The organism is Ginsengibacter hankyongi (assembly GCF_008710285.1).
Lineage (GTDB): Bacteria > Bacteroidota > Bacteroidia > Chitinophagales > Chitinophagaceae > Ginsengibacter > Ginsengibacter hankyongi.
This window is the reverse complement of the sequence record NZ_VYQF01000004.1, coordinates 197,060-221,175: the sequence shown is the minus strand read 5'-3', so window position 1 is coordinate 221,175 and position 24,116 is coordinate 197,060. Positions and strand designations below refer to the sequence as shown.

Annotated in this window: 18 protein-coding genes and 1 pseudogene; 6 read left to right on the top strand and 13 right to left on the bottom strand. The window is 37.9% G+C overall.

Annotated features, from left to right (window positions below):
• Positions 1 to 45: 45 nt before the first annotated feature.
• Both FW778_RS15385 and thrA read right to left on the bottom strand, forming a co-directional pair.
• Positions 46 to 1,023: a homoserine kinase gene (locus FW778_RS15385; RefSeq protein WP_202552277.1), complete on the bottom strand. Its 978-nt coding sequence runs from the start codon at positions 1,021 to 1,023 to the stop codon at positions 46 to 48.
• 54 nt (positions 1,024 to 1,077) lie between these two features.
• On the bottom strand, positions 1,078 to 3,522 hold the full coding sequence (gene thrA, locus FW778_RS15380; RefSeq protein ID WP_150415690.1) for a bifunctional aspartate kinase/homoserine dehydrogenase I: 2,445 nt from the start codon (positions 3,520 to 3,522) through the stop codon (positions 1,078 to 1,080).
• Between the two features lie 323 nt (positions 3,523 to 3,845).
• Here thrA and FW778_RS15375 point away from each other — a divergent pair, with 323 nt between their 5' ends.
• Together FW778_RS15375 and FW778_RS15370 are read left to right on the top strand one after the other, a co-directional pair.
• Positions 3,846 to 6,425 carry a phosphoenolpyruvate carboxylase gene (locus FW778_RS15375; RefSeq protein ID WP_150415689.1) on the top strand — a complete coding sequence of 860 codons (2,580 nt, stop codon included), beginning with the start codon at positions 3,846 to 3,848 and terminating at the stop codon, positions 6,423 to 6,425.
• Between the two features lie 81 nt (positions 6,426 to 6,506).
• Positions 6,507 to 6,749 (top strand): hypothetical protein, encoded by a 243-nt coding sequence (locus tag FW778_RS15370; protein ID WP_150415688.1) that lies wholly within the window; start codon positions 6,507 to 6,509, stop codon positions 6,747 to 6,749.
• An 87-nt stretch (positions 6,750 to 6,836) separates the two neighbouring features.
• Here the strand turns inward: FW778_RS15370 and FW778_RS15365 are convergent, their stop codons facing one another.
• A complete protein-coding gene (locus tag FW778_RS15365; protein ID WP_150415687.1) occupies positions 6,837 to 8,876 on the bottom strand; it encodes a sensor histidine kinase in 2,040 nt (679 codons plus the stop codon).
• A gap of 390 nt (positions 8,877 to 9,266) precedes the next feature.
• Between FW778_RS15365 and FW778_RS15360 the strand changes: the two genes are divergently transcribed.
• Positions 9,267 to 9,719: a DUF4440 domain-containing protein gene (locus FW778_RS15360; protein ID WP_150415686.1), complete on the top strand. Its 453-nt coding sequence runs from the start codon at positions 9,267 to 9,269 to the stop codon at positions 9,717 to 9,719.
• Positions 9,720 to 9,844: 125 nt separating this feature from the next.
• Here FW778_RS15360 and FW778_RS15355 read toward each other — a convergent pair whose 3' ends face one another.
• The 3 genes from FW778_RS15355 to FW778_RS15345 all read right to left on the bottom strand — a co-directional run bounded on the left by FW778_RS15355 (position 9,845) and on the right by FW778_RS15345 (position 12,190).
• Entirely contained in the window at positions 9,845 to 10,402 is a 558-nt protein-coding gene (locus tag FW778_RS15355) for a hypothetical protein (protein WP_150415685.1), read from the bottom strand.
• Positions 10,403 to 10,525: 123 nt separating this feature from the next.
• Positions 10,526 to 11,194, bottom strand: coding sequence for an NADPH-dependent FMN reductase (locus FW778_RS15350; protein ID WP_235906281.1), 669 nt, complete (start codon positions 11,192 to 11,194; stop codon positions 10,526 to 10,528).
• A gap of 93 nt (positions 11,195 to 11,287) precedes the next feature.
• The gene (locus FW778_RS15345; protein WP_150415684.1) at positions 11,288 to 12,190 is read right to left on the bottom strand and encodes a class I SAM-dependent methyltransferase; all 903 of its coding nucleotides are present in this window, start codon (positions 12,188 to 12,190) and stop codon (positions 11,288 to 11,290) included.
• Positions 12,191 to 12,346: 156 nt separating this feature from the next.
• On the opposite strand from FW778_RS15345, the gene FW778_RS15340 reads away from it, so the two are divergent.
• Both FW778_RS15340 and FW778_RS15335 read left to right on the top strand, forming a co-directional pair.
• Complete coding sequence (locus FW778_RS15340; protein ID WP_150415683.1) at positions 12,347 to 13,384, top strand: DUF6340 family protein; 1,038 nt, start codon at positions 12,347 to 12,349, stop codon at positions 13,382 to 13,384.
• 421 nt (positions 13,385 to 13,805) lie between these two features.
• A complete protein-coding gene (locus FW778_RS15335; RefSeq protein WP_150415682.1) occupies positions 13,806 to 15,098 on the top strand; it encodes an MFS transporter in 1,293 nt (430 codons plus the stop codon).
• A 211-nt stretch (positions 15,099 to 15,309) separates the two neighbouring features.
• Here the strand turns inward: FW778_RS15335 and FW778_RS15330 are convergent, their stop codons facing one another.
• Complete coding sequence (locus FW778_RS15330) at positions 15,310 to 16,413, bottom strand: T9SS type A sorting domain-containing protein (protein WP_150415681.1); 1,104 nt, start codon at positions 16,411 to 16,413, stop codon at positions 15,310 to 15,312.
• 289 nt (positions 16,414 to 16,702) lie between these two features.
• Positions 16,703 to 16,882 (bottom strand): annotated as a pseudogene (locus FW778_RS23745) (2TM domain-containing protein); the annotation flags it as partial.
• Positions 16,883 to 17,211: 329 nt separating this feature from the next.
• Here FW778_RS23745 and FW778_RS15320 point away from each other — a divergent pair.
• A complete protein-coding gene (locus tag FW778_RS15320; protein WP_150415680.1) occupies positions 17,212 to 18,099 on the top strand; it encodes a DMT family transporter in 888 nt (295 codons plus the stop codon).
• A gap of 15 nt (positions 18,100 to 18,114) precedes the next feature.
• On the opposite strand, the gene FW778_RS15315 is transcribed toward FW778_RS15320, so the two are convergent.
• From FW778_RS15315 to FW778_RS15295, 5 genes are all read right to left on the bottom strand, one after another.
• The gene (locus FW778_RS15315) at positions 18,115 to 19,383 is read right to left on the bottom strand and encodes an NRAMP family divalent metal transporter (RefSeq protein WP_150415679.1); all 1,269 of its coding nucleotides are present in this window, start codon (positions 19,381 to 19,383) and stop codon (positions 18,115 to 18,117) included.
• Between the two features lie 138 nt (positions 19,384 to 19,521).
• A complete protein-coding gene (locus FW778_RS15310) occupies positions 19,522 to 19,866 on the bottom strand; it encodes a hypothetical protein (protein ID WP_150415678.1) in 345 nt (114 codons plus the stop codon).
• A gap of 209 nt (positions 19,867 to 20,075) precedes the next feature.
• Entirely contained in the window at positions 20,076 to 21,287 is a 1,212-nt protein-coding gene (gene nhaA, locus FW778_RS15305; protein WP_202552276.1) for a Na+/H+ antiporter NhaA, read from the bottom strand.
• 62 nt (positions 21,288 to 21,349) lie between these two features.
• Positions 21,350 to 22,891 carry an ammonium transporter gene (locus FW778_RS15300; protein ID WP_150415677.1) on the bottom strand — a complete coding sequence of 514 codons (1,542 nt, stop codon included), beginning with the start codon at positions 22,889 to 22,891 and terminating at the stop codon, positions 21,350 to 21,352.
• A 44-nt stretch (positions 22,892 to 22,935) separates the two neighbouring features.
• The gene (locus FW778_RS15295) at positions 22,936 to 24,009 is read right to left on the bottom strand and encodes an outer membrane beta-barrel protein (protein ID WP_150415676.1); all 1,074 of its coding nucleotides are present in this window, start codon (positions 24,007 to 24,009) and stop codon (positions 22,936 to 22,938) included.
• Between the last annotated feature and the right edge of the window lie 107 nt (positions 24,010 to 24,116).

Below are 24,116 nucleotides of genomic sequence, written 5' to 3'. Positions count from 1 at the left end.
CTAAAAACGTCGTCTTGCCGGGCTTGAGCATTAATTTTTATTTATTTAATGATTATTAACTTCCACTTTAATTCCTTCATTATTTATAGTGGTTACGTAAGTGTGATATTTTAATCCGGTATTATCATAAATATCTTTCATTATTTTTTCAACTTTTAACGCTGTGTTTTTTTCTTCACACAACATAAAAATAGAAGGGCCGGAACCGGATATACCACCACCTAACGCTCCCGCATCAACGCTTTTTTTCTTTACATCATCAAAGCCCGGAATTAACATGCTGCGGACAGGCTCAATGATCACATCTTCCAGCGAACGGCTAATCAATCCGTAATCATTTTTCATAAAACCTGCAACAAGCCCTGCAATATTCCCCCATTGCTTAATTGCGTCTTTCAGCAATACTTCCTTACGAAGAATTTCACGTGCATCTGAAGTTTTTACTTCTATCTGCGGATGAACCACTGCAACATACATAGGCGGCGCCGTTAAAGAAACTATATCCAAAGGGAAAATAGAACGTATTAAAGTAATACCGCCATAAATACCGGGTGAAATATTATCAGCATGTTTTACACCGGAGGCCAGCTTTTCGCCAGCCATTGCAAAACGCACCAGGTCTTCTTTTGAAAAAATATTTCCCAGTAAATGATTAGCGGCTACAACTACACCAGCAGCGCTCGCAGCGCTGGAACCAAGGCCACTACCGGGTTTTATATGTTTCTCAATTACTAAATCAAAGCCATAATGACTATCGAGCTCCTGCATCATTTCTAAAAGAGAAACTCCCGCAACATTCTGTTCAGGAATTGTTGGCAGGTTGTAAACATCATTATGTTGAATGCGTATCCCAGGCGTTTCACTGATGGATAATTTCATTACATCATAAGGATCATTCAAGGCAAGTCCCAACACATCAAAGCCGCAAACAAGGTTGGCAATAGTTGCAGGTGCATGCACAGTAACACTGCTAATCCCTAAAGGGGAACTACTTACATTTTCTATTTGCTCCTGTTTCTGCATATTCTATTTGTATAATTCTTTTAAATATTGTTGCCCCATCAGGGGTCAAGGGTTTCATCCTGCCGCTCTTATTATATCTGCAAACACACCAGACGCAGTTACTTCGGCTCCGGCACCTGCGCCCTTAATAACTAATGGTTGCTCTGTATAACGGTCGGTATAAAAAAGCACTGCATTATCCTTTCCGTACAAATGATAGAAATCATGTTGCGGATCTATATGTTGCAAACCAACGGCCGCTTTACCATTTTCAAACTTCGCCACAAATTTCAATTTCTTTCCTTCCTGCTTTGCCTTCGTTATTAATTGTAAAAAATGATCTTCATGCTTTTCCATTTCATTATAAAAATTCTCAACCGTTCCTTTCATACACGACTCCGGCATAAATGATTCATTGCTTATATCTTCCATTTCCAACTCCTCCCCTGACTCTCTCGCCAATATCATGATCTTGCGCATTACATCCGTACCACTTAAATCCAATCTCGGATCGGGCTCTGTATATCCCTCATCCTGTGCCTGCCGGACTACCGTTGCAAAACTTTTTTCACCGGTATAATTATTAAAAACAAAATTAAGTGTGCCGCTTAATACAGCTTCTATCCTGTTTACTTTATCACCGCTTCTTAATAAATCGTTTAACGTGCCGATAACAGGCAAACCTGCACCCACATTGGTTTCAAATAAAAATAAAGCATTAAATTCTCTTGCAAGGTCTTTTAATTTTTTATAATATTCGTAAGATGAAGAGCAGGCAATTTTATTACAGGCAACAACGGAAATACTTTTTTTCAAATATTCAGGATATGATTTTGCAATAGCTTCATTGGCCGTTACATCCACAAAAACGGAATTGCGTAAATTCTTTTCCTGTATGGTTGCAATAAATTCATTCATATCCATGGCCTCGCCATCCTGCAATAATTCTTTCCATTTAGAAAGGTCAACTCCTTCATCATTAAACAACATTCTCCTGCTGTTGGAAATTGCGGCTACGCGTACCTGTAAGCGAAGGTGCTCCTGTAAATGTTTTTGTTGCTGTTGCAATTGAGCCAACAATTTGCTTCCTACATTTCCTGTTCCGGTTATAAAAAGATTTACCTGTTTATAAGTCGTTTCAAAAAATTCTTCATGCAATACATTAATTGCTTTCTTTACGTCAGTTAATGCAATTACTGCAGATATATTTCTTTCAGAAGAACCCTGAGCAATGGCTCTTACATTTACACCATTTCTTCCCAATGCACCAAACATTTTCCCACTGATGCCGGGGTGATTTTTCATGTTGTCGCCAACGAGGGCAATTATTGCCAAACCTTTCTCAACCACAAGCGGCTCTACTTTTTTAATTTCTATTTCATAAGCAAAGGCTTCATCAATAACTGTCTTGGCCCTGTCGGCATTTGCTTCTTCAATTCCCACACAAATAGAATGCTCCGATGAACTTTGCGTAATGAGAATAACATTGATTTTTTCATTGGACAAGGCTTCAAATAATCTTTTTGAAAATCCGGGAATTCCAACCATACCACTTCCTTCAAGGCTTATAAGAGAAAGATTATTAATGCTTGAAATTCCGCGAATGCTATTACCGTTCTTTTTTATTTCATTATGGATCCATGTTCCCGGATAGGATGGAGCAAAAGTATTTTTTATAACTACCGGAATTCCTTTATTCATCAATGGCTGAATGGTTGGCGGATAAATAACCTTTGCACCAAAGTGTGATAATTCCATTGCTTCCTGGTAAGAGATCTCCTGAATGATTTTTGCATTGGAAACCAATCTTGGATCAGCCGTCATCATCCCTGAAACATCGGTCCATATTTCAACAACAGAAGCTTCTATGCCGGCGCCAATAATAGCAGCCGTATAATCAGAACCACCTCTTCCCAAAGTTGTAGTGTTTCCGCTTTTATCTTTACCTGTAAAACCGGGAACTATAATAACCGGGCTATCAACGGTAGCTATAAAATCTTTTATATTTTTATTGGTTACGGTAAAATCAACAGTTGCGTTTCCAAAATCAGAACTGGTAATAATGAGATCCCTCGCATCTTTCCAGGTATTATTGATATCAAGAGATTTTAATTTCGCCGCAAAGATTTGCGATGATAATAATTCGCCATAACTCACGATAGAGTCTTTTGTGCGAAGTGATAATTCTTTCAACAAAAAAACCCCGTTGCAGGTATCTTCAATTTCATTACAGCGTTTTTTAACCATGCTTAATACACTGCTTTGCTTATCGAGCGGAATTAATTCTTTTACAACTGCGAGGTGCCGCTGTTCTATTGCCAGCAATTTTTCCTTGTAAGTAATATCACCAAGAGATGCAAGTGTTGCCGCTTCCAGCAACGCATCTGTAATACCGCCAAGGGCAGAAAGAATAACGGCTACTCTTATATCTTCTTTTAATTTTTCCTGTACAATTGAAACTACTGTGTTTATATTTTTTGCATTTGCAACTGAAGTACCGCCGAATTTTAAAACTTGCATATATGAATTAAAAATTGAGAATTAAGAATTTAAAATGAATAACATTTTTAGATTTTGAAACGGCTAAAAGCCCGGGGGACTATATGGAAATGTTTAACCCTTGCGGGTTGTAATAACTGTGGTAGTAGAAGTGAAAATCACTGCTGCTGAAATAAACGGGTTGATATAATTGTTGTTGTTTACCACGATGGAGGCCGAAATTAAGCTAATTGATTGTAAAGAGAAAATTTAAACGAAAATTTTGAAGTATTTTCATGCCCCGATACGATTGCTGCTTTTTTAACCCGCTTGCCGGAGGGCAGGTATTTTAATTTTTATTGATTATGGATAACCAGGCTTCCCGTGGGCTGCAGCATTTTAAGAATTACGTTGGCATCAAGTTTCAACTGTATAACAGCCTTTTTACGTCTTTACCTTTTCACCGCATTGAAAAGACAGGTATTCTTTTATCACTGTTTGTAAATATTTGTGAAGAAGGCTATAAAAAGAAACTGAGCCCCACAGAAATCATCAAGGAATTTTTTAAAAAACACACTTCCCTTACTTCGCAGGCAGATCAACTTGATTTGCTTTTTCGCTTTACACAATTTGTAGAAAGGCAGGTTGTATTATTTGATGCATTGGAAGATGCCGCTTTTCCTCACGTGCATGATACCGGCGGCGCAGGTACTCTTAAGCAACTCGAGCTGGAAGTAATTCAAAAAAATAAAGAAACTGAACTGGCAAAAAAGCTGGAAGATTTTTCTATTGAACTGGTGCTTACTGCGCATCCCACGCAATTTTACCCCGGTTCCGTGTTGGGCATTATTAATGATCTTTCAAAATCATTATCAGAAAATAATGCTGCTCAGATTAACATGTACCTGCAACAATTAGGTAAAACGCCTTTCTTTAAAAAAGAAAAGCCGACACCTTATGATGAAGCATTGAGCCTGATATGGTATCTCGAAAATGTTTTTTTTGCTGCTGCCGGAAGAATTCTTTCTTTCTTAAAAAGCCAATTTCCAGATGCCGTACACGAAAATAATCCCATTATCAAAATGGGCTTTTGGCCCGGTGGCGACAGGGATGGTAACCCTTTTGTAAATACTGAAATAACATTAAAAGTTGCTGATGCATTAAGGGGTGGCATTATAAAATGCTATTATCTTGAAATACGGAAACTCAGGCGCCGCCTCACTTTCAAAGGAGTAGATGTTCTTTTATCGGACCTTGAAAAACAATTGTATAACAATATCTTTATTCCCGGTAACCGAACCCGCTTAACCAAAAATGAAATTGTTGAAGTTTTAAATACAATAAGGCAAACGCTTATTTACCAGCATAACGGATTGTTTCTGCACCTCGTTGATAACCTCATCAACAAAATAAATGTTTTTGGATTACACTTCGCTTCAATTGATATACGGCAGGACAGTTCTATTCATAAAAAAGTATTCCAGGCATTGGCGGCTGCAGGAAATGTAATACCCGCAGACTATTCAAAATTAAGCGACGAAAAAAAGATTGAGTTGCTTAGTAATAATAACGAAGTGCTTGCAGAAAAAGATTACAAGGACCCTGTAATTAATGATACAATCGAAAGTATAAAAGCAATTAAATTAATACAGGAATACAATGGCGAGCAGGGCTGCAACCGTTATATCATCAGCCATTCCAGCAGTGCATTAAATGTACTCGAAGTTTATGGCCTCTTCATTTTATGCGGATGGAAAAAAGAAGAATTAAATGTTGACATTGTACCGCTTATTGAAACAATTGAAGACTTGCAGAATGCAGCAAAAATTGTTAGAGCGTTGTATGAGAATGAACCTTACCGCCAACATTTAAAGCAAAGAAACAATAACCAGACTATTATGCTTGGTTTTAGTGACGGCACTAAAGATGGCGGATATTTAATGGGTAACTGGGGCATTTATAAAACAAAGGAAGAATTAACGGCGGTTTCAAAAGAATACAATATTAATGTTGTTTTCTTTGACGGGCGTGGTGGTCCGCCTGCAAGAGGTGGTGGTAAAACCCATAAGTTTTATGCTTCTATGGGTAAAAATATTTCCAACAAAGAAATACAATTAACCATACAGGGACAAACCGTTAGCTCCAACTTTGGAACCATTGATTCAGCTCAATATAATATTGAGCAATTAATTCATGCAGGCATCTCAAATGATATATTTTCAAACAAGTCTATTACCCTGGAAAAAGAAGAAGAGGCTTTATTGCAGGAACTGGCTGATGAAAGTTTTAATGCTTACAGCAGGCTTAAAAATCATCCTGATTTTATGGATTATTTAATCCATATAAGCCCCCTAAAATTTTATGGTGAAACCAATATAGGCAGCAGGCCTTCCAAACGTGGAGGCTCTAATAAAATAAATTTTGAAGACCTGCGTGCCATACCTTTTGTAGGCGCATGGAGCCAATTGAAACAAAATGTTACCGGCTTTTATGGCGTAGGCGAAGCTTTACAAAAAATGGAAAAAGAAGGAAAATTCAATCAATTAAAAACCTTATACCAGAATTCATTATTTTTTAAAACGCTTATCGACAATTGCGAAATGGCAATGAAGAAATGTTTTTTCCCATTAACTGAATATTTATCAAAAGACGAAAAGTATGCAGATATATGGAACATGATTTATACGGAATATGTAACTACTGAAAAATATCTATTCCAGCTTTCCGGTAAAAATGAATTGATGGCTGACTATGCTGTTGAGCAACAATCTATAGGCATGCGTGAAAAAATAGTTTTACCATTAGTCACCATTCAGCAGTTTGCCATTTCAAATATCCGCGAGTTGGAAGAAGAACTGATTACCAATCCGGTAAAAGACATTTACGAAAAGCTGGCAATGCGTTGCTCGTTTGGCATTATAAATGCCGGGAGAAATTCCGCTTAAGACGGCGAAATAATTTCGGTGAAAATTAATGTGGCAGGCTAATTGATTATATACCTGTATACTAAACAAAAAATGAAAAAGATGAAAAAATTATTATTATTTGTAGCTCTTGTTGTAAGCTTCAGCCTTGCTTCACAGGCCCAGGATTCGCAAACCAAGGTTAAAAAAACCTCCACAGCAGGGCAAAAAGTACACAACACTTTTAGCAAACACAAACATCACAATGGTTATAAAGTAAAAAGGGAAAAAAATGGTGTTAAACATAAAACCAAGGTGAACACCACTACAGGAGAAGTTAAAAATAAAACTGATAAGGATAAATAAATTTCAATTGTTCCCTTGAAGACATTAATAAAAAAGTATCGCTTCCGGGCGATACTTTTTTATTTAAAGTTATTATAAAGATCATTCTTAGTCCCGGGCTGATTCATTTCCCTGGTTGGGGATGATGATAGTAAATTTCGTTCCTTCATTGATCTTCGACTCTATTTGGATTGCGCCGCCTAACTTTTCAACCGCTTCTTTCACGATATACAGTCCAATGCCGGAACCGGTTGTTTTTTTATTAGCCCTGTAAAACATGGTAAAAATATGATCAATATGCTTCTCATCAATACCCTGGCCATTATCAGCAAACACTAATTCAGCCTGCGTGTTATTTGCAATTACAATTATTTTCACCCAGGGTTTATCCTGATTGAGGTTATGATACCTGAGCGCATTGGATACCAGGTTACTAGCTACCATGCTTAGCCGGGTTTTATCGCTTACAAATATTCCCTGCTGTTCTATCTCAACAATCCTTGCAATATTCTCCGAATTATCAGAAAAAATATGATCCTGCAAAATACTTTCTATCAATTCCCTGAAATCAACCGGCTCATAATTTAATTCCACTCTTTTATTTTTTGCAAAATCCAGTGTATCCGATATTAAAGAATCTAGCCTGAATAATGTCTTCGTTTGAAGGTTGAAATATTCATTTCTTTTTGCTTCGTCTTTTTCTTCCCTGATAATTTCAATAAGCGTAAGAATAGAAGTGACCGGTGATCTCAGATCATGTGAAGTACGATAAACGAGGCTGTCCAGTTCTGCGTTAAGCCGCGTTAGCTGTTTGTTTGCTTCATTAATGGTATTATTTTTACGGCTTAACTCATCATTAATCTTTTCTAATTGAGTGTTTACGATTTCAAGCCTGGAGAAGGTCCAGAAAAATTGTCTTGAAAGAGCAATAGCCTGCGAAATAATAAAAAGAAAAAGACCCACATAAACCAGGTGAATACTTTCAATAATAAGATTGGTGTATAGTACATCGTTTATAAATGTTATAAAAAGAAATACAAAACCCGTTAAAAAATAGATACCGCCAGGTCTCCTGTTTTTTACCGCCCTTGTGTATACAAACAAGCCATAGCAAGCAGTCAGCAATATAAATATTTCGAAAGGATGCAAAAAATACCGAAATACAAAAGGAGAAGTAAACAGGGCCATAAATACAAACGGAACACTTGCTATTAAGATATAACGTAGTATTCTTTTTGAAAACTCTTTTGGAAATAATTCATAAGAGAAAAGCGATAGCACGGGAACTGTTAAATAGAGAGATACAAACTCAATATGTTTTATCAAATTCCAGTTCCAGTCTGTAATATAATTGATAGCCAATTCATCAGTAACCAGTGGCCTTATGGCAAGCAGCAGGCAAAATATGCTAAAATATAAAGGCGATAATCTGCGCCTGTAAAAAAAATAGATTACAAAATAAAATATGCCCATCAGGAAAAAACTGCCGGCAATAAAAAAATCACGCGACACATTTCTAATATGAAAAGTATTTATCTGTTGTTCTGTTCCCAGTTTTATAAAGTCCCATAGACCGCCTTCATCATAGGTGTAGTTTGAAACCTGGATAACAATATTTAATTCATTATTTTCTGGCATAACGGGAATTACAGCAGGCATAAACGCAGAAATGGAAGTTGCCTTGCTGGTGCCTACGTTTCCTTCCTGCAAAACCTGTGTACCATTTACAAACAATTTGTAGTCAGAGCCAACCGTTAAAAATTTCAGCGCCAACTTTTCGTTGGATGCGGGACACAATATTTTCAACCGGTAAGTGCCGTAGCCAAAGCCTGGTTTAAGTAATCCCTTTCCGGGTATTAGATTGTTCCAAAAACCCGGAACCACACTATATACGGCAGAATTTGCTTTCGACGAATCAAAAAATGAAGGGGTGTATAGCGATTTCCAATAGAATTCCCACTCGCCATTTAAATCCGTTATCCCGTTTTTCTTCCAGCTCCAGTTGCGAAGGTCCAGCACTCCTTTTTTCGCTTCAAAATTTTGTTGGCCAAAGGAAGTATTAGATACAATAATGATTAAAAAAATACAAACGATTTTTTTAATGCTTTTACAGCCGTGTGCCGGTATTAACACTCTGCCATGCTCCATAAATTTCTTCCTTTATAATTTAGGGGTTAATGCAGCCGGATATTTTGGTTATCAGAAACATTTATATTCCAGGCAACAATGTTTTTACTTACGAGGAGATTATTTAAAGCTTAAGGGATTCGATATGTAGGTTTGGTAAATAAATATAATGCACTGTAAACGTAAAAATGTTTTACAGCAAATGCAAATTTTCTTCGTTTTTTATATATTAATTTTTTTTCAAATTCTATTTGGAGATTGATACTGAAAACTACTGTTTTAAGTATTTAGCGCTGTTGTATTTAAAATCATTTTACCACATAAAACAATTACCATATCAGCGTAACCGTTACGTGCAAGTACAAAAAATTCTTATCTTCAATTTTCTAACAACAAAGATTTCAATGTAATATGAGAAAATTTCTATTTAGCCTTTTTCTTTTAATAGTTTTTGACTCCTGTAATCCCAAGCAGGCCTCCCTCACAGAAGGTGAAGTCATTAGTGTTATAAACCGGTTTGATAATGGATGGGAGCATAAGAACATGAAGGAAGTTGACTCTGTATTATCGCCTTCTTATATTTATTTTACAAGAAGTGGTGGCACATTCAGCAGGGACAGCGTGGTAGCCACGGCAGGCGAATCGTCTTATTTATTAAAAGATATGAGCCGTAGCGAATTTGAGACCACTATTTATGATAATACTGCCATAGTAAGCACCAGGTGGAAAGGGAAGGGAATGTACCGTGGTAGCCCTTTTGATGAAGATCAGCGTTGCAGTATTGTTGTAGTTAAAAATGGAGATAAAGTAGAAATATTATCTGAGCATTGTACGCCGATCCAGGAAACAAAGGTATTTCACTAAGCGTCAAACATCTTCCACACACTTTACCGAAAGAGAAGACCAGATTTATATAAAAGTTTTTATATTTCAATGAAAGTGGCCCACAACATCGAATTTAAAGCGAAAGGTGCTTTATTCCCCAAAACTTATTTGGTTATAATATCACCATTCTCGTCTGCATATTCAAACTTAATTTCACCGTTCTCGCAAACTTTTAATTTATAGTTAAGTTTGTTATTGCCCACCTTTATACTGGTGATGGAATATAAATGTCCTTTGTATATTTCTGTTATTTTGGGAACAATGTCTTTAGGAACATAATTCGTTAAGACAGGGACCGCGCCTGAAAGACCAGGACATCGATCGGGCCATTTATGATAAACAATTTTTTCCCCGGCTACTCTTACCGTATCGTGAACTATAATTTTTACGGTATCCCTTGCGGTTAGCCTAACAGTATCTCTTACGGCAAGTCTTATAGTGTCTCGTATTATCACCTTTACTGTATCGTGCACAACAACCTTCACCGTATCTCTTACTGTATCCTTTACTATTTGTTTTATAATATTTGGCGCTGCTTTTGGTGCAGGCGGGGCTGCCTCTGTTTTACTATTTATATTCCTTGTATCCGAATAATGTACATATTGCGCAAACAAGCAATTAGCTAATACAATAAGAAGTAAAGTAAAAAAGATTCTGGGCATGCGGGTAAATTAAAACATTTATCGTGCCGATCTGGGATTGCAGGAAAATTTAATAATTTTTTTAGGAACGCTTAATTAGCAACGTTCAACATTTTTTCTTTTTATTGAGGAAATACGTTGGCGTTAAACCTCCACAGCATCTATGTTCTTTGTGTCGCCGGAATTTTTAAACAGTTCTTCGAATGCTTCAATAAAAGTCATAAAATCTAAATTTGTTTTGCTGTCGGTAATTGTTCCCTGTTCATTTATCTTTCCCTTTATACCCTGAATAAGAAGTGTCGACTGTTCGGTAAATTTTGCTTCAACCGTTTTCATTATTAATTGTAATTCTTCATGTCCTTTCTTCCCATCGGCAGATGCAGTAATGAGCCCCGTTGGTTTGTTTGAAAATACGATTGTTGAAACACACCATTCGATAGCATTTTTTAAACCAGATGGAATGCTAAACACGTACTCCGGTGTACAAATTAAAAGTCCGTCTGCACGGTTAATACTCTCTCTAAAGTCGAGTATTATTTTTGGCGCCTTTCCAATTGAAAGTTCAGGACTAAAATGTGGCAATTCTCTTAAGTTGTCAAATACCGTTAAGTTAAATTTGTCTTCAGTAATATGAGCTAAAGCTTTTACCAGTTTAAGATTTGAGGAGTTCTCAGCTGCGCTTCCAATAATTGCGAAAATATTCTTCTTATCTATTGTTCTTTTTCTGTCGTTATTATTCATAGTCAGGTAATTCAGTTCACTTTTATTTATTTCCTTTTCCGGCAATCTTTTACAAACATTCTCTCCTGTCATTTTCTTTAATAAATTACGCCAACCTTGTTATTAAACTTACTACGTTTGTCCTTTACTGTTATAGGAACGTAATTATTCAATCACTTGAATAATTCAGCAACTCGTGAAAAACGCTGCTTTATACATATTCTCATTTTTTGGAGCGGCAGAACGCAGCCAACTTTGCAGTTCCACCTCTGCAGTACAAGGACCGTAGGTGATGATTCTAATTTTCCTAAGCAAAGATTCTTTCCGTAAAATTTCCAGGACATCTTGTAACATTTCACCCTTGAAAGGCGTGAACATAAAAAAAACGGTTCCTTCCGAATAATCTGCTTTGCGTGCGTCAATATTCATGAAGGTTACACTAGGTAATTTAAGCGCCATAACACAACTTGTTGCGTAGCTGCAGAACGATGGCTCGAATTCTATTCCTTTGGTTTTAATTCCGGCGAGGAGATTCACCAGGATGGCTACCTGTCCTAAACCAGAACCTATATCAATAAAAACATCTTCTTTTATAAAATGAGCTTGCTCCACTATTTCAAAAATAATTCTTGCCGGCGTTTTTTGATAATAAACCATTTCAGGTTCTAACGGTTTAGCCTGTTCGGGAATAGTCTCACACGGCAATAATCCATTAATGAAGATGTCCAGATTGTCATATCCTGTTTCTTTAACCTTCTTTTTATATGTTAAATCAAAATCGAAATATTCACTAACCATGCTTTTGAACGCTGTTGCATTTAATCCCTTTGTTCGGATAGTTTTCTTAAGTTTTTGAAATAGCTTAATATCAATTTTATACAGTTCGAATATTACTTTTTCAGCTCGATCTTTCAGCAAAACCAGTTCATCTTGCTGAATTGATTTTTGCGATAGTACTTCTATCGGGTCCAAAACCTGGAACTCTATGAAATCTATGGCCTCACTACGCTTATCAAAGCTTTTTTCTTCGTAGAGTAAGGAGTTCTCTTCCGCTGATTCAATGCAGGATTCTATTTCAGTTGTTGTCATACTTGGCCGCAGATCACAAATTAAAAATTTCTAATTCTTTTACTGGCCAAATTGATCTGTGGCCGATTGCAAGATGAAGATCCGGGGAAAAATGAGCCGGAAACTAATACTACAGGCGCTATAAAAGCGTTTTCATAAATACAATAATTCAATGTTATGAAAAATCTGTTCATTAATGTAATAATAATTATTGCATTTTCTTCCTGCGCTTCAACCAATTTGGTTCACATAAGCGTTCTGCAGCCTGCACCCGTTACGCTGCCACCGTACATAAAGAACGTAGTGGTAGTAAACAGGACCGAAGTTTCAAAAAAATCAAAAGTATTTAATGTAATTGATAAAGCTGTTTCCCTCGAAAGCCCCAATCTTGATAAGGAAGGCTCACAGGCTACTATCACCGGCCTCTCAGATGAACTAAAAAAAAATAATCGTTTTGATGAAGTTACATTGCTTACCAACAGTGGCCTGACCACCGATGCTCCGGGCATGTTTCCTGCTCCGCTTCCCTGGGATCTTATTGAAAAATATTGTTCCGACAATAATGCCGATGCGCTTTTTTCACTCGAGCTTTTCGACACAAAATCACAAATAGATTATTCTGTAAATAAGACAACCATCAAAACTGTATTGGGCAATGTGCCCGCGATAGAACAACAAGCCAATATGCATACCATTGTAAATGCAGGATGGCGAATATATGAAGTGAGAGGCAAAAACATACTTGATGAGGCTTCGATAAACAGAACGATCACTTTCCATGCAAGAGGCATAAATCCCCTGCTGGCGGCACAGGCGTTAACTGACCGACGCGAAGCAGTAAAAGAAGTAGGTAATGTTGCCGGGCATGATTATGCTTTCAATATAATTCCTTTATGGGTAAGAGTTACAAGAGACTATTACGTAAGAGGCTCCGCCAGTTTTAAAATCGCTACCCGAAAGGCCAGGACGGGTAATTGGGATGGCGCTGCAAAGTTGTGGCAGGCCGAAGTGAATAACCCTAAGCGCAAAATTGCAGGCAGGGCTTGTTATAACATGGCAATTATAAATGAAATAAATGGCGATGTTGATTCAGCAATCCAGTGGGCACAAAAAGCATATGAAAATTACAATAACCATCTTGCTTTGAGCTATGTTAACATCCTTAAGAACAGGAAAATTGATGATGTAATTCTGGAGGATCAGCAACCCCGATGATCTACAATTATTTCAAACTATAGCAGGTCTTCTTCTAATACCGCAACCTAGTTTCGTCTGCCGCTCAAGCTACAAAATACATTACCGGCTGAAAATATGAACCGTTATTAATAGAATATCTATATGTACTGATTCCTCCACTGGGAGCAGTAGTTAGTTGAACATCCGCAGATGAACAGTTAATAGCAGATCCATTATAGCTTTTTTTTGCTACGCTTACGATCATAGACCTGGCACTGGTTGATAATTAGATTCCCAGGAAAGTAATATGTAGCAGGGCAGTTTATTTAGCTCGTTGAAATTTTCTCTTTAAGTTCCATTCGATGTCTCTTCTTTCGAATGATAGAAACATTAATTTCACGTTGACATAACTATATTAAATCCCTTAAGTTTGCTGCCTCGTTATTAGAAAATTGACTTTATGACTGAAGTAAGTTCGCGAAACGGCACCCGCCGTATATTGTTGGCGAGCCTTACCGGCACGACCATTGAATTTTTCGATTTTTACATTTATGGTACAGCTGCGGTACTGGTTTTTCCAAAGCTTTTTTTCCCGGCTGCCGACCAAACCACCGCAATCTTAGAATCATTGGCAACTTTTGCATTGGCATTTTTTGCCAGGCCGGTCGGTGCAGCATTATTCGGGCACTTCGGCGATCGTATTGGACGTAAGTCTACGCTGATTGCAGCGCTGATGACCATGGGGACATCAACGGTAGCTATTGGCCTCCTTCCCGGCTATCGTTCCATCGGTATTGCAGCTCCTCTTCTATTAGCATTATTAAGATTCGGGCAAGGAGTTGGTCTTGGTGGAGAATGGGGTGGCGCTGTGCTGCTTGCTACTGAAAATGCTCCGCCGGGCAAAAAGGCATGGTATGGAATGTTTCCACAATTTGGCGCACCGCTCGGTTTTATATTTTCTACCGGCATATTTCTTATACTGGGCAACCTGATGAGCGATGAACAATTTATGAATTTCGGCTGGCGGATTCCGTTCGTTGCAAGTGCCCTTTTAGTATGGGTAGGGCTGTATGTGCGTTTGAAACTTATTGAAACGCCGGATTTCCTGAAGATCATTGAAAATGACGAACGGGTCAGGTTGCCGATAATAGATGTATTTACTAAACATACAAAAGCCCTGTTCCTGGGAACCTTTGCCTCCATTACCAATTTTTTACTCTTCTATTTAATGACGGTATTTGCGTTAAGCTGGGGCACTGCTATATTTCATTACGGGCACGGCGGCTTCCTGGGAGCGCAAGCGGTGTCGATGTTGTTTTTTGCAATAGGTATTCTGATAGCAGGCAGGTTAGCTGATCGCTACGGCCGCGGCAACACGATGATTGTTGCAACGATCGCCGTTTTCATTTTTGGCCTGCTATTCTCACAACTATTCATACCAGGCAGTTGGACGTTAATTGTTATATTTCTTATACTTGGTATGTTTCTCATGGGGCTTACCTATGGCCCTTTGGGGACTGCGCTGGCTGAAATTTTTCCCATACCTGTTCGATATACAGGAACGTCCCTCGCTTTTACCCTGGCAGGAATTTTAGGAGCATCGCTTACTCCATATCTGGCCACCAAGCTTGCAGAAGCCTACGGCGTTCGATATGTTGGATATTATCTTGCGTCAGCAGCAATACTTTCGGTCGCCGCATTGCTAATGGCCAGGTCTTCGATGAGTGACCACGCAGTTGACGAAATAAATTGATACGGATAGAATCCCGTAAATCGACTTATTTTTCTCCAATATTGCAAAAACAACATTTTATTTTTTCTTATTGAAATATTGCTACTTTCCTTGCTATTTGCCATGGGAATTCCCATGGCAAATAGCAAGGAATAGCTATGGCGGTTCCTTCAAATGACGAAGCAAGCGCCGTAACCACCTCGTCCGGTAAAAAAGATGCCCTTTTACACAGTTAATTTCTTATCCACTTAATTACTTCGCCGTCGCTCAATTGTATTGTATAACTACCAGTAGCTAGCGTAGGAACATCTATCTTTTGCCGGGTTGCAATTATATCTCCTTTTTGCACAATTCTTCCCGAGATGTCGGTTATCAGGTAGCTATTAAAAGTATTCGCAGATAGGCTGGTATGTAATGTAAAACTACTTCCTGCTACCGGGTTAGGATACATAGAAGCAGAACTGAACCGGTTATAAAGTATTATTTGTTTAACGCCCAATTGCCTTACCTGCCCATCTTTGTCTACTTCTGCAAGAAGGTAGTAATTGGCGCTCCCGAATGGCGAAGCATCTATAAAGTTGTAGCTTGCCACAGCATTATTATTACCCGCAGCACTTACTGATCCTATTTCTTTAAAGTTTCTGCCATCGCTACTTTTTTTAATTATGAACTGGCTGGTATTATTCCCATTCGCCATCTGCCAGTTTAATACTACCTGTTGCGTGGCACTTAGCGTTGCAGAATAAGAAATTAGAGATATCGGCAAAACCAATTGGGGTGCCCATGTAAAATTATCAATGCCGATATAATTAAAATTTCCTTGTAATTGAAATTCTATTTCGTCAATGGGTATATTACTGTTATCCACGCCGCCTTCCGTTGTAAGATCAATATTGGAAAAACCATTATCCGGCACAAAGGATGTACCGAAACCTGCGGTTTTAGTGATGGCAAAACGGGTTACCCCGGCAAGTTTTCCTGTAATAATAATGGAGCCATCTGCCGAAGGATTATTACCTCCATCTGCGGAAACGTATAGCCAAAAGTCTTTTACTGTAAACGCAGTCGCGTTAGTAGTTTTGATTGAATTGGCCTGGTTAGTGGCAACCAGGTTGCTGTTATCTACGAACCGGTTGGAATGCTGGTAGCCAAAGCCAGACCTGGAGCTATAAATTGTAAAGGCGTTAGTCAGGGAAAACGCTTGCCCATTGCTGTTAAAGGTGTTTTGAAATGGGGTTTGCGATTCAAAAGTTTCGGTGAATTGTGCATTTACACTTACAGTGAAGAATGCAACCAGGCAAAAAAGAAATGCCCGTTTACTAAAAAGTGTTTTCATAAATGGATTTGTAAAAAATTGTCGATAAATGTAAAATTTTTAAATAAGTAATAAATAAATAAAGCCGGTAAAAAATGGTTTTTGTTGTTTAAGTGCGTACCCACTTTTAAATGTTACAGAGCTGGGTTTCGCTTACGATTAATGTATTTGCCTACTAAAACGTGTTCTTTTGCATAATATTGCGTAAAAATACTGTGATCATTAAATCTGTTGAATCATTGTGTTATTTCTCTATTACAAAAAGCCATCTTTCGACTTTTATAATTAAAATAAATTGATACCAAACCATTCAATAATGTCCATCATTCTGCCAGCAGGTTAATTTATACACCCCATGCCGGTTTCCTGTTAATTTCTGGTATTCATTTTCCGCGGTGTGGTTGAATTTATATACACCGAAATAATTAAAAGTTACACCAATGCCCCAGCCCACCGTTGGCCATATCAGCCATGCATATGAATTTACTCCAGCTGTAAAGAACCATAATACCCCAAAGGATTCCGTTTATAATAAGATAGATAATGAGATGTATTTTACATCCTGCCCTGTTCTTCGCCTCCTTTCAGAGTTGATTATCTTTTTCGTCGTTCATGATAGTAAGTTTTTAGTTTATTATTCTGTTCTTTATTTCACACCCGTAAAGTTCACAATTATTCAATTTTAATAAAATGATTACTGAAGGGTATGTAATGATTCGGATCAACACATAAGAATCACCGCTGGGGCGGCATGGCCTAGCATTAATTACCAAGTGCATATTTTTTTATAATATTGCGCTCCTTCAAATACCAGGATAATTGAAAAGCAATCCGACCCATAGATTTAGTTTCATAGTAGCAGGATTTTTCTTTGCACTTTTATGGTCATCAGCATCCGCTGCCACAAAGATCGGGCTTCAATCTGCACAGCCATTTGTAATTGCCGTTACAAGATTTTTTATTGCCGGTGCTATCATGCTTTTTATAGCTCATGTTATATTGGGTAAGCGTTTACCGCAAAAACAGGAATGGAAGCAACTGGTTATTTATGGCTTGCTGAACATCAGTATTTACCTGGGCCTATATGTCACCGCTATGCAAAATGTTTCCGCAGGATTAGGATCTCTTTCAGTAGGAACCAGTCCTGTATTGATTAGTATTATGGCAGCTATATGGTTTCGGCAGCCGATAAAGATGGTTACTATTATAAGTTTATTGTTATGTACAGCAGGTATCATAATTGCGGCTTACCCATTAATAAAAGATAGTTATGCAACGCCAATGGGTATAACAATTTTATTAATCAGCATGATTTCTTACTCAGCAGGTGCAATTTATTTTTCCAAAAACAAATGGAGCGATCTTCATATTCTCACCATCAATGGCTGGCAAACGTTAGCGGGTGGCATTATTCTTTTGCCGGTATTATTAGTAACGTATCACCGTGATAAAAATATTTTCGATTTTAAGTGGATTGCTTCTGTGTTGTGGCTGGCCATACCTGTTTCCATCGCCGCAGTGCAATTGTGGCTTTACTTATTGAAAGATAATCCTGTTAAAGCTTCTTTCTGGTTGTTTGTTTGCCCGATATCCGGTTTTATTATTGCGTCTATACTGTTGAAAGAACCCCTTAGTTTATACACTTTTTTTGGGGTGGCCTTTGTAATTGCCGGCTTGTATCTTGTTTTCAAGAGAAGGGCTTTATGAGTCTTAAAACAAATGTTACAATATGAACAAAAAATATCCTAAAACTATAAGAACACCTAGCATCAGTAACAACGTTACCATGCCTATTAAGTTTGACGTGATTTTATTTATGTGCTGTCCCATGATCTTTTTGTTGTTGCAGATATGCATGATGATACCAATTAGAAATGGAGCAATGATGCCATAAATTACTGTTGTAAAAAGTAATGCTTTTATTGCATTGATCCGCAGCAACTGCATAATAATTCCAAGGCACATCGCCACAATAATAATGATATAAAATTCTTTTGCCTCGCCAAACGATTTATTGAAACCGGATTTCCAGTTAAAGGCTTCTGACAAAATATAAGAAACAGATCCGCTTAAAACAGGAATGATTAGAAAAGCTGTGCTAATGACTCCAATAGAAAACAATATATAAGCTACATTGCCTGCCAAAGGCTTTAGCGCAACTGCTGCTTCAGCAACTGTATTTATTTCATAAATATCGTTGTTATGTAAAACAGTGCCAGTTGTAAGTATTACAAAATACATAATGAGTACTGCAAAAAAAGCTCCTGTGATAATGTCTATTCTCATGGCTCTAAAAAATTTTCTCTTTACAGGTTTATTGATATCAGCTACCCTATCTTCTTCAGCTTCAGAGGAAGTTTGCCAAAAAAATAAATAGGGAGAAATAATGGCGCCCGTTAAACCGGTAATCAGTAATATATAGGTTTTATTAAAGTGAAAGGAAGGGATAAACGAATGTTTCAAAATCGAACTTAGATCCTGGTGATAAAAAAAAGGAGCGACAACATATACTACGAGGCTTAAACAAACGAATTTCATAACACGTGCAAGCCTTTGAAATGAAAGAACAATCATCAATAACAGCAATAATAAAGTAAATGCAATACTCCAATACAAAGGCGCAATGTGTGGAAATAATAAATTTCCTGTTTCGCCCAACACTGAAATATCGGCGCCCATGTTAAGCAGGAACGCCGGGCAACTTAGCCCTATTAAAACATACAATACCCATTTGGGATAATGTGCTTTTACTACACCGGCAATTCCCTTTTTTGTTACCATTCCTATTCTGGCGCACATTTCCTGTATAGTAGCAAGTACCGGAAAAGAAAGTATGGCAACCCACAAAGTAGAGAGGCCAAATCTTGCACCAGCCTGTGAAAATGTAGTAATCGCTGAGGGATCGTCATCGCTGGCGCCGGAAATAAGTCCGGGACCCAAAGCCTTCCAGAACTTTCTTAATTGTGAAGGATGCAGTTTATGCCTGTTCATATAATTAATAACAATTAAAGTATTGAAGCAAGCATTCGTTTAAAAAAGCTGCATAAATTAAATATTCTAACACAAAGGCTTAAACCCAAACTGGTAATGTTATTTAACGCAACATGAAACCATTTGGTATTGTAAAATTTAAGTCAATGGCTTAGCATTCTTCATCTTATTAACTACTTCAAGATCATTGATTGATAAAGAATCCCACCATTCATCGGTTACATCATCGAGCCTGTATTCGGTGTCAATATCATAATCGCCGTTTTTATCAATTTGGTAAAAGCAATTATTTAAAGTATCCAACACGCTGTTGATTGATTTTAATTCAACAAAAAACAGCCTGCTCACAATCTTTTTATTTGCCTGTTGTTCGAGTATTTCAACCCTTTTTTCGAGATCACCTATTTTATCATCCCGCCATGCAAGAAATAGACAGGCAATTACAATTACAAGAATAAAAGCAATAATTATTATCGTGGACATGATGGCTTCAAAGTTTAAACACTACCAATTCAATTTATGCAAATTCTTTTAAATTTTTTAATGACTCTATTTATTTAAAGTATTGAATTCATATCTCTCTTATTTTAAAAAAGCCTTCCATAGAAATGAAGAGGCCTTTAAGTTTCCAAAAGGGAAATATTTCAAATCTATTTTATTACCGGTTGCAAATTCTATTTCTTCTATACCTGTTAACCTATTGCCAGTGGCGCCGGTTGTACCAAAGGAGGCCTTTTGTGTGCAGGTATTACAATTTTTTTGTCAATCATCTTAAAGTAGATAAAACTTAAAATCATAGATAATACTAGGCTGGAGAGGATCGAAATTTTTGCAATGTCTCTAAATAACTCATCCTGGAATGCAAGCGTGGTCGTAAAGATCGACATGGTAAATCCAATGCCGGCCAAAGAGCCTACACCTAATAACTGCTTTAGGTTTGTGTTGGTAGGCAGCTTTGCAATTTTAAATGCAATCATAGCCCTGCTGAAAATAAAAATACCAATGGGCTTGCCAATTACAAGGCCAAACATAATTCCAATACCCACTGAACTTTGCAAGGAGTATACAACATCTGGTGGTAATAATATTGCGGTATTTGCCAAGGCAAAAAGTGGCAAAATAATAAAGTTTACAAACCTGCTGATAGCAGTTTCAAATTTAGGTAAAGAGTTTACCGGTATGGTAAACGCAATTAATACACCACTGATGCTTGCCTCAATTCCCGAATTAAAAATCATATACCATAAAATCAATGAGAGAATGACCTGGACAATGCCCTGTTTAACTTTAAAATAGTTAACAGCCCAAATGGCACCATATACAACGGCGCCGCCTAACAGGAAAATCCATTTTACATGGTTACCATAGAAGAGTGCAATAACCACAATAGCTCCCAGGTCATCAATAATGGCAAGGGCCATCAAAAATATTTTTAGGCTTTGTGGAACCCTCTTTCCAAACAATGATGCAATACCTATTGAAAACGCAATATCTGTGGCGGTAGGTATTCCCCATCCATGTGCAAAGCTTGAAGTAATATTAAAAGAAGAATAAATAAGCGCAGGAACAATCATTCCGCCCAATGCGGCGCCGAAAGGCATTACAGCCCTTTTAAAGCTAGACAATTCACCTACCAGCAATTCACGTTTTATTTCCATCCCTGCAAACAAAAAGAAAATGGCCATCAAAAAATCATTAATCCATTTCAGACCGGAATGAGGAAGCTGAATAGGAAGATGATAATGCAGGTCACTATTCCATAAACCTCTATACCATTCACCGGCTGATGAATTAGATAATATTAATGAAACGGCAGTGCAGGAAAGCAACAAGACTCCGGTAAACCGGCTGTCTGCGATAAACAGCTTTACAGGGTTAATTGCGTTTCTGATGAATTTTGTCAAACCTCTTTTATTTAAAAAATTCCGGAAGCGTTTATTAGAACGCTTCCGGAAAATGAAAAAAATTAATCTACATAGCCATGAACTCCCATTTCAGGAATGTCGAGCCCCCCAATTTCTGCTTCCGGTGATACTCTTATCGGAGTGATCTTATTGGAAAGTTTAAAGAAAATATACATCACCACGAACACAAATACGAAACACGTTAGTGTTCCAATGCACTGAGCAAGAAATTGTTTTGCATCTCCATAAAATAATCCTTTTACAGTTCCGGGCACTCCATTCCACCCGTCTCCATAAGAACCGTCGGCAAAAAGTCCCAGGGAAAGGACACCCCATGCACCATTTACACCATGTACTGCAAATGCTCCAACCGGATCGTCGATCTTTAATTTCCTATCTACAAAGTTGTAAGCTACAATAACCAATATTCCTGCAATTGCGCCTATTATTACTGAGCTTATGGAGTTCACAAAAGCACACGGAGCTGTTATGGCTACGAGACCGGCAAGTAATCCATTACACAACATTCCGGGATCCGGCTTCTGGCCTTTGGCATACATAAAAAGTAAAGCTGATAAAGTTCCGGCAGTTCCGGCCATCATAGTATTAACAGCAACTATGCTTATTCGATAGTCGCCACCTGCAAGGGTAGAACCAGGGTTAAAACCAAACCAGCCAAAGGCAAGTATAAATGTGCCAAGAATTGCCATTGGTATATTATGGCCTGGTATGGTATTTACTTCCCCACTTTTACCATATTTACCTATGCGTGGACCGATTACTATTGCGCCTGCCAATGCAGCAACTCCACCCACCATATGTACAACTGAAGATCCTGCAAAGTCAACGTGTCCATGACCTAGACCAAAATTTACTCCAAGTTGGGACAACCATCCGCCGCCCCAAACCCAGTTACCAAAGAGTGGATAAACAAACATGGATATGAATAATCCAAAAATGAGGAATGATTTAAAAGACCATCTTTCGGCCATAGAACCGGTGGGTATCGTTGCTGTAGTATCCATAAATACCATCTGGAAAAGGAATAAGGCAAATACACCCACATCATATACTTTACTGTTTAGGAAAAAACCAACAGTACCGATAATTCCAAAATCTTTACCAAATATGTGGACTATGTATTCATGGGGAACTACGCCTGGTGCTCCACCCAATGTGGCCGCGTTTAAAGCGCCTCCAAACATGAAAGCAAACCCACAAATCCAGAATCCGATCATACCTAAGGCATATACCAAGAAGTTCATTCCCATTGTATGGGCAACATTCTTCTTTTGTGTAAAGCCAGTTTCAACCAAGGCAAATCCTGCCTGCATAAACATTACCAGAAATCCTGCTAATAAGGTCCACATGATGTTTATCGCGATCTTATTATGACCGGAAGAAGCGGCAACTTCTTCCAAAGTAGGTTTACCGGCAACGGTGGCAGTAACGTCTGCTGCCGTACCTGTGTTTGCACCTGTTGCGTCCTGCGCATAAGATGGAATTGCCACGGTAATAAATAAAATGATCAGAAAAGGAATAAAGATTTTGAAAAATCCTTTCCGCGAAAAGTAAAGGCTTTTGGTGAAATCAGATAATCTCATTTTTTAAGGTTTTTTTGGTGTGTGTAAAATTGTTTAGGTAAGAGTTAAAAATGATATGTTGCGGCGAGTATGCCCGTAACCGTCGTTTTAGTGGGACTGTCATCGCTTTTTTCAAAAATTTCATCTTTTCCCGCATCTAACCTTAATTCAGGAATTATGGTGAGATTTCCGACCCTGAAATTTGGCGAAAGTGTTACGTCAAATATGCTGGTAGCGGGAGCAGCAACCACCGCTTTTTTATTATCGAAATATTCTGCACGAAGTGTAATCCCGAATGAAGTTGTTGGATCGGCAGTCAGGTAAACAGCAGAGCCCCACCAGCTTGCACTTGACATGCCTTCAGGTTTTAATGTTTGTACAGTGCCATTATATCCAATACTAAACTTGCTGGTAATTGCCGCTGTTAATACCGCATCGAATTGAGTAACGCTATACGCGCCACCGTAGGAACCCTGGTAATTAAGATAAAACTTTACTTTATCATTTGATGTGCCGGTACTGAATTGTCCAATAGCATATTTTCTTGAGCTGGTGTCAGCAACATGATCCGTTGTGCTGGCCACTCCCAGCATTAAGGCGCTTTTCGCTCCAAGCCCTATATCTGCTTTAAGACCTGTATGAGAGAAGGGGCCATAGGAAAACATATAGTCCATGCTATAGTTCCGGTTAAGGTAAGCATCAGTTACTTCGTAACCTATATGTGTTGCCCATTTACCGACGGTTAATTTAAATTTACTGGAAACAGCGTAGCTTACGTAAGCTTGCTTAACTGCGAATAATGTAGGATGAGCAGGATCCCCATAAGAAAACTCTTCTGCTCTGGTACCGAATCCTAAATCTATAGTGGCACTGGCCTTGCCAAAACTATGATCGGCTCTTATACTTGCCATTCCAAGTTGGAAGGAATTTTGAGAATTTGTAAAGCTGGTATAATTATTTAAATCATTTAACGGTCCGCCGGATTTTGGATCATTAAAATTATACCTGAAGTATGCATCAACTGATCCTGTTATGGTTGGTGCAGGAGAAGTTGGTGCAGCAGTTTGTGTGGAATCTTGCGAGAAACTCTGAATAAAACTTAAACATACGATTGCGCCTAAGAAAAATTTTCTTAACATTGTTTTAGATTTAAAGATTAATAATGAAAGGGGTATAACTGGTTAACTTTTCTCAGAAGTTATATAAACAGTTATGCTCCTTTCCTTTTTTTGGTAAAAGCACCATT